Origin of the sequence: Pseudoalteromonas sp. 20-92 (assembly GCF_030847595.1) — a bacterium.
GTDB lineage: Bacteria > Pseudomonadota > Gammaproteobacteria > Enterobacterales > Alteromonadaceae > Pseudoalteromonas > Pseudoalteromonas fuliginea.
In genome coordinates, this window is the sequence record NZ_JANJGQ010000022.1 from 80,100 (window position 1) to 86,738 (window position 6,639).

Genomic DNA, 6,639 nt, shown 5'->3' on the forward strand with positions numbered 1-6,639 from the left:
ATAGCTTACTGCGCTAGCTTACCTTTTTTAATAGAAAAATCAGCAAACCTAACACGTTCTTCATCGGCGCGAAGGCTGTCGGTTTCAACAATTGAGCGGTATATTCCCCACTTAGGACGAGCAAAATCATCATCACTAAAGCCGCGCCACATATCTATGTTTTGCTCGCTTATAGTAAATATATCTGCATTATCGCTTAAGCGCGTTAACGTCATATCAAACTTACCACTTTCACTAAATGTAGCTTGTACAAATACCTCAACCCATTCATCTGTAATGAGTGACCAGTCGGTTTCAATTAAGTTTTTATCAAGACCCGTACTGTTACCGTTTTCATCAAACCCTGCGCTATATCGAACCTGTAGCTGATTACCTATACTATTTTTTTGCGCACCTGAGAGCGTGATAATAGGCTGATCGTCATTACCATTGGTGTTGTCGTTACTCTCGTTACGGGCTTTTATTTGAAAAAAATGGCTAAATTTACTCGTAAGCTCAAGCTCGCTACTTACTTTAAATTTCCAGCTATATTGAAATGTCTCGCCCTCAAACGCCAGTGTTTCTTGTGGTGATTTATCGTAGGTTTTTATTTCGTTACGTTGTCTATCACTTGCGCCTTTGTCTTTATCTTGGTCATCATCTCGGTGAGCTAAAAAGACAAAATGGTTACCAATTATCGTATCGGTATCTTCAATAATATGGACAACACTTTCATGATTGCCAGCGTATAAGTCTGGAGATTCAATTGACCCTTCGCCGAAGGCATTTTCAATAAGTGTGTATGCGTCAAGCCCCGAATTAACGCCATCTGATCGCAATAAAACGTGTGATATTTTTTCAAAGCCATCAGCTTGAGCTATTGGTGCACCTACAATTGTTATGATAATTTGTGCGCTAGTACCATCTACAGAGTTTACTGTTATTGTATCTTGTAGTGTTTCACCTTCACTTAAAGATGTTATTGATGCGTTTAAATCGTCAAGTGTGTATGACCAATCTCCACCAGCATTTAAGCTAAAAAAACCATAGCTTGTAGCGCTATTTTCTTGTGCTGCAAAAGCAGCTTCACCTGATTGTTGATCCGCAATAGTTAACGAGCCTGTTATTGCATCATTACTATCGCTAATAACTTCACCTAGAGTGTTACCAGCAATTCTTGCAGGAGTTTGTGAAGAAATCGCTTCATTATTTTGCACCGTAGGATCAGAGCCTGAGCTGCCACAACCAGTAACTAAACAAGATAGAAGTATAGCTGTAACTGTATTGCACGGTTTAAGGGTATATTTAGACATGATTAGTTCTGTGGTTAATAGCAAGTTAATTAAATATGAATTTACCAATTTATTGTACAAATAACCACAATTCAATTACCAATTAACATTACCAATTTACTGATATTTCAAATTTAATTATAAAATCTATTATTTTCATAGTGATACAAAAAATTATTTCTATCGAGTGTTTATTTATATTTGTTTTAAAATAAAATTAGGTTAAACCTGAGTTACTTGAGATAATTAGTACTGACATAATTATTTAGGTTCATTATGAAACTATTAGTTCGTAACTTGTCTCGTGCTACCACTGAGCATGAGCTTCGTACTTTATTTGCAGAGCACGGTAAAGTGACTACCTGTAACTTGGTACTTGATAAAGAAACTGGCCAATCTAAAGGTTTTGCCTTTGTAGAAATGCCAAACGACATAGAAAGTAAAAGCGCAATTACTGCACTTAACCAATCTACTGTTGATAAAAGTAAGATCCGCGTGAAATTAGCGGATGCTTAAGTAATAATTTATTACTTAAAGTTAAAAGAACCAGCTTGCGCTGGTTTTTTACTAATGACTGATAGTTAATCTGCAATTGAATGAAAAGTTCTCTATAAAAATTCGACATCGCTGCGGTGCTTCCTTTATATTGAAAGCCTAATTAAATAACAATATGAAGACTATGGCATCTACTCTTTTAAAAAGCGCTAGCCTAAGCCTGCTAGTTGCACTCTTTGGCTGCTCCTCAGAACCTGCAAGCGAACAAACTCCATTAGAAAATACAGCAGGTGTAAGCCTTAGCAATATTAAACAGCATATTAAAACGCTAGCCTCTGATGACTTTCAAGGCCGAGGCCCGCTAACTCATGGTGAAGTGAAAACAGTAGGCTACTTAAGCGAGCAATATAAAGCGCTGGGTTTAACCGGTGCTTATAAAGGTAAATACTTACAGCCTGTAAAAATGGCAATGGTGACAGCTAATCAGGATATGCAGTTAAAAGTAGGTGATTTGAGCTTTGAATCAGGTAAAGACTTTACCGCACGTACCGAGCAACTTCAGCCATTAATTGATGTACGCAATTCTGACATTGTATTTGTTGGCTATGGTATTAATGCACCAGAATATAACTGGAATGACTATAAAAATATTGATGTAACGGGTAAAACAGTGGTTGTGCTCGTTAACGATCCAGGTTTTGCTACTCAAAACGACGCCCTTTTTACTGGTAATGCAATGACCTACTATGGTCGTTGGACTTATAAATATGAAGAAGCCGCTCGCCAAGGTGCAAAAGCTGTATTTATTGTTCATGAAACCGCACCTGCTGCATATCCTTGGGGCGTAGTTGAAAGTTCAAACACGGGTACTAAATACACGTTAATGGATAACAACTTAAACGCATCAAAATTACCGGTTATGGGCTGGCTAACACTTGATGCGACTGAGCAAATGTTTAACGCCGCAAAGCTTAACTATCAAGATTTAAAACAAGCAGCATTAAGTGGTGACTTTAAAGCGACGCCACTTAACTTAAAAGCAAACCTTGCCTTTAAAAACGAAGTGTCACATGCCAAATCACATAATGTAGTTGCACAAATTACAGGAAGCGAATCACCTGACGAATACGTTGTTATTAGCGCTCACTGGGACCACTTTGGTACTAAACAAACTGACACCGGCCCTAAGATTTATAACGGCGCGGTCGATAACGCTTCAGGCACTGCAGCCACGCTTGAAATAGCACGTATAATGAGTAAAAAGAACAAGCAAAAGCCATTTAAACGCTCAATTATTTTTGCTAACTTTACAGCAGAAGAAACGGGGTTAATTGGCTCTGAAGAATTTGCATCGGGTGCGGTTGTACCTACAAAACAAATGGTCGGTCTATTAAATATTGATGGCATGAACGTGCTTGATGGCACTGACTACATTTTACAATACGGTAAAGATTTATCGACAATGGAAAACTATTTAGCAAAAGCTGCAAAATCACAAGGCCGTTTTGTTAAAATGGATCCTCGCCCGCAAAATGGCTTGTTTTTTAGATCAGATCATTTCTCGCTTTCTAAGCAAGGCGTGCCTAGTTTATTATTTATGAGTCTGGGTGATACCGATCCTGAGTACATTGCGCATAAATACCATAAAGAAGCAGACGACTACTCAGCTGATTGGTCGTTAGGTGGTGTTAAGCAAGATATAGATCTTATTGTTGATATAGCCACACAGCTTGCAAATAATGGCGATTGGCCAAAGTGGATGAGCGAGTCTGACTTTAAAGCCAAACGCGCGCAAGATAAGCAATAAATAGCTATTAAATAGAGTTATGTAATATAAAAATCCTCCTACTTGGAGGATTTTTGTTTTAAACGAGCGCGCATTAATAGCGTTTCGGCCTTTGCCCCTAAATAAACATAAATAGCCAGTGCAATTAAAAGCCCTACCACTGCCAGCATCATCGCTATGGCAGGCATTAAATATTCCGATTGCCCAAGCGCTGCTTTAAACATAGTTAACAGCGCCTCAATTGATATAGCAATCAACACAGTAGATATAAACCGTGTAATAGTGCGCCGCGTAGACGAGTGCCTAAAAATATCCTTATGCATAAGGATTTCTTCTTCGAGTATTGTTTTACCTAAATCAAACACTGCTAGTGCCAAAGTGATGTAAATAATGATACTAAAGGGCTCAAGTGGGTCTGATGAGGTATCTACATGGGTTAATAGCGCGTATATATCACTAAAGACGATATTTAGTAAAAATAATACTAAGCAAAATAAGCACACCACAATAATACCGTAACCCGCTTTGAAGTAAGGCGACATATTAGCGCGCGCAGTATCACCCATTACAAACTCAATAAGCTGCGTTAAGCTCACATCAACGACCAAGTAATGCTGATTATTAATTGGTTTTTTTAGCTCTTTAATCGCCGATATACATAAATGGTTAGTCGCTATAGAAATGTAGGGATCAGTAAAGCACACTTTATCACTTGCTTTAGCGTTCAAAAAATAGGGTCGCTCGCTTAAATCTTGTTGATTACCACTTTCACCTAGTTTTTTGCTATATGCTCGTTTAAAGCAGACATTATTACCCTGCTGCAAACCTTCTGCATTTAAACAATATTGTAATTCTAAAAATGGGTACTGCTTAATCAGGTAGCGGGTATCACGCTCTTTGGTTAATCCGTCCTCAATACTCATTAAAATAGATTCAAGTAAACTGTGTATTACATGCTCATATTCGTGGTAGCGCTCAACACTACTGATATAACTCATTCGCGCCATTTTAAATACTCATTAACCTAAGTTATAAATAGATTTGCAAGTTTAAAACCAACAATAAAATAACTTAATAATCAGTAACTTGACACTATTCAAACTCAAGTTTTGCACCACTTTGGTGACTAAAAAGTAATATATTAAATTAAATGCACAAAAAAGCAGCTAAGTATTAATTACTTAGCTGCTTTGTGAGTATGACTGGTAAGGTTCTACATAGAGCTTATCACTGAACCTTCGAAAACTCTTCTTTAGATAACTCGCCATTTCCATCTGTATCTAATTGATCAAAAAGCTGTACTAGTTGCGAGTTTACTTGGGCTTCTGTTTTACTAATTACGCCGTCGCCATCTGTATCAAAAGAATCAAAATCTACCGCAGCAAACGCCGCTGAAGAAGAAGCTAGGGCTACAAGTGGTAGGGCGTGTTGAACTTTGGTGGGTGAATTTGCAGCAGTATGTTTGGTTTTTAGGCAAGGCAGAGCCTATGTAGTGTGGCTATTCCCCATAAATAGGCGATAACGCAGCATAAATACCAAACATGCGCTGCCCTTTGGGTTCTTTCTAGGGACGATTAACTCTTTGTTGCTCGGTTTTTACTTAGCCCACTAGGTTACAAACCTCGCGCCGCGATTTAATCTCCCCTAGATTGAACAAATTTCAATCCACAAAGATCAATACGCCCTAAAGTTTTGTGTAATGTTTTCATAATCGTTTCCTTAGGCTTTGGGCCTGATTAGGAGTGACCTGATTAGAGGTAAGAAGTCCTTTTCCAAGATCCTTTAGGAGTAAAGTGTCTATAAATTAATATTCAAAAAAATCATTTTCTGTCGGGCCACCGCTACTTTGAACATTCAGCTCGTCAAATTGCTCTATCACTTGCAGTGACTCTTCAGAGCGACTAATTGAAGCGTTGTCGTCTGCATCGCGTGTTTCAAAGTCTGTGTTTGCAAATACTACTGACGAAGAAACAATAGCCATAAGTACAAGTGTTGATTGTAGCTTTTTCATAATTTAATCCTTCAAAAGTATGCGGTGTCCTAAATAAATTTGCTCTATAGTGCTCTATAGTCACTTCCTGGTTATTCTTTTTAGTAGGCTCCCTTGCCTACTTAGGTTGTCTTTGGCAACTCAGAATTTAGATAACATTACAGAGCATTAACTGTTTAAGGCTTTAATTTTAGGCCTTAGAAAACTCATCTTCAGATAGCTCACCATCTTGGTTTGTATCGAGTTCATTAAACTTGCTTAAAAGCTCAGCATCTACTGAAGCTTCGGCTTGGCTGATTGCGCCATTACCATCTACGTCTAGCGTATCAAAATCTGTTGCTGCAAAAGCCGCTGATGAAGAAGCTAGCGCCATTAGTACTAATGTTGATTGAAATGTTTTCATAATAGTATTCCTTCATTGGGTTGTTGCGATTAAGGCCTTTGGCTTTCATCACGTTTTGCTTAATACACTCTAGGTATTACAACTTCGGTGCCACTTTTTATTTATTATTTAAAAACAATGAGTTAAATTATATAAAGCGAGAAAAGCTTAATTTGGGGAGGTGTTATTGTTGCTATTTAGCAACAGCCATTTAACTAAAAACAATAAACCATTATAAATCAATTGGTTAAGTTTAATTAAAAAGACACACTTTTGCTAAAAAGCCGATAAGGGGGCGTTTAGGTTAGCCTTCAAAATAAACTGAATATGAACATGGAAATGACATAGGATTTATTTTCGGCTACTAAAAAATTAATTCATTTATAATTAGTAAGTTACATTATTTTTTGAGATTTATTATAAAAATTTTGGAAGGATATTTTGAAATTAACTGTTTTGTTGCCAAATGGCGAATTTATCTAGGAAGGTTTCAATGCTAAAGCTAAGTTGTAGCATTAAACTCATAATTTAATGCGCCGTAAAATATAGGTTCGCTTGAGTTAAGCAAACCTACATCGTGTGCCAGCTATCTGCAAAAGTGCCGCTATTGGAGGGAGGTAAATTATATAGATTTAAACCTGAGGGATCCCCACGAATATTTATTCATGTAATCCCTCCATATTGACTGTTAAATTTGAGAGTTCGGACAATACAT

General features: G+C 37.4%; 6 protein-coding genes and 1 pseudogene. 2 read left to right on the forward strand and 5 right to left on the reverse strand.

Annotation, left to right across the window (positions count from 1 at the left end; translation table 11 throughout):
• Positions 1 to 5 precede the first annotated feature (5 nt).
• Positions 6 to 1,292, reverse strand: a complete 1,287-nt coding sequence (locus tag NRL14_RS16600; RefSeq protein ID WP_306725160.1) for a VCBS domain-containing protein — start codon at positions 1,290 to 1,292, stop codon at positions 6 to 8.
• A 255-nt stretch (positions 1,293 to 1,547) separates the two neighbouring features.
• Between NRL14_RS16600 and NRL14_RS16605 the strand changes: the two genes are divergently transcribed.
• Positions 1,548 to 1,787, forward strand: a complete 240-nt coding sequence (locus tag NRL14_RS16605) for an RNA-binding protein (protein WP_002958513.1) — start codon at positions 1,548 to 1,550, stop codon at positions 1,785 to 1,787.
• 163 nt (positions 1,788 to 1,950) lie between these two features.
• Positions 1,951 to 3,573: a M28 family metallopeptidase gene (locus NRL14_RS16610; RefSeq protein WP_306725161.1), complete on the forward strand. Its 1,623-nt coding sequence runs from the start codon at positions 1,951 to 1,953 to the stop codon at positions 3,571 to 3,573.
• Positions 3,574 to 3,611: 38 nt separating this feature from the next.
• Here the strand turns inward: NRL14_RS16610 and NRL14_RS16615 are convergent, their stop codons facing one another.
• From NRL14_RS16615 to NRL14_RS16630, 4 genes and pseudogenes are all read right to left on the reverse strand, one after another.
• Entirely contained in the window at positions 3,612 to 4,559 is a 948-nt protein-coding gene (locus tag NRL14_RS16615; protein WP_033015247.1) for a PDC sensor domain-containing protein, read from the reverse strand.
• Between the two features lie 220 nt (positions 4,560 to 4,779).
• Positions 4,780 to 4,974 (reverse strand): annotated as a pseudogene (locus NRL14_RS16620) (EF-hand domain-containing protein); the annotation flags it as partial.
• Between the two features lie 382 nt (positions 4,975 to 5,356).
• Entirely contained in the window at positions 5,357 to 5,563 is a 207-nt protein-coding gene (locus NRL14_RS16625) for a calmodulin (protein WP_306725162.1), read from the reverse strand.
• A 169-nt stretch (positions 5,564 to 5,732) separates the two neighbouring features.
• Positions 5,733 to 5,945, reverse strand: coding sequence for an EF-hand domain-containing protein (locus NRL14_RS16630; protein ID WP_002958507.1), 213 nt, complete (start codon positions 5,943 to 5,945; stop codon positions 5,733 to 5,735).
• Between the last annotated feature and the right edge of the window lie 694 nt (positions 5,946 to 6,639).